The following is a 589-nucleotide window of genomic DNA, read 5'->3' as shown; positions in this document are numbered from 1 at the left end:
CTCAGTACGAGACCCGTACGCTGAGTGGTGTGTGAGGCGCACTGGCAGTCAATTGACTGTCAGCCGTCTACACGATTGGTAGCCGCCTGTCAAGTTTTTTCTACTTTTGATTTATAAATCACGTGATTTTCTATTCCATCTTCCGTTTCTTCTTCAACAATTTCCCACTTCAAGAAATCAGCAATCTTTTTCATTAAATTTAGATATTCCTCCAGTTCTTTATCTGCTTGAGTTCCTCTCTTTGAAGCAGTGACTGAAATTAAATTAACATATTGGATTTCAATATCACTTGCCCAACTATCCATTGTAGCTGTTTTTACTAATGTTAAATTAATCCATGGGAAAAACTTATGATTCTCGTAATTAACAATCCCTCTTTCTTTTATCTCAGGTAAATTATCAAGAAATTTTTTTACCTCATTTATGGGTACGCTTTCTGTCAATTTTTCATCTGATCTAATGACGAAGTAAAAATATTGAGAGCTATACATTTTTCAATTACAGTGGCTACCAACGTTAAAGCTACCGGTCGTAGAGGCAAGATGTGACTTTTTGATGAGATATTCTGCTTCATCTTGCTGGCTTTATT

1 protein-coding gene is annotated in these 589 nt (G+C 35.8%); it reads right to left on the bottom strand.

Going from position 1 to position 589, the window contains the following annotated elements; all coding sequences use genetic code 11:
• Window positions 1–89: 89 nt before the first annotated feature.
• Window positions 90–443, bottom strand: coding sequence for a hypothetical protein (locus tag WJR50_RS34150; RefSeq protein ID WP_341297807.1), 354 nt, complete (start codon window positions 441–443; stop codon window positions 90–92).
• Window positions 444–589 lie beyond the last annotated feature (146 nt).

This window comes from Catalinimonas locisalis, from assembly GCF_038039535.1.
In the GTDB taxonomy this organism is placed as follows: domain Bacteria; phylum Bacteroidota; class Bacteroidia; order Cytophagales; family Cyclobacteriaceae; genus Catalinimonas.
The sequence above is the reverse complement of the archived record's forward strand: the minus strand, read 5'-3'. Positions and strand labels throughout refer to the sequence as shown.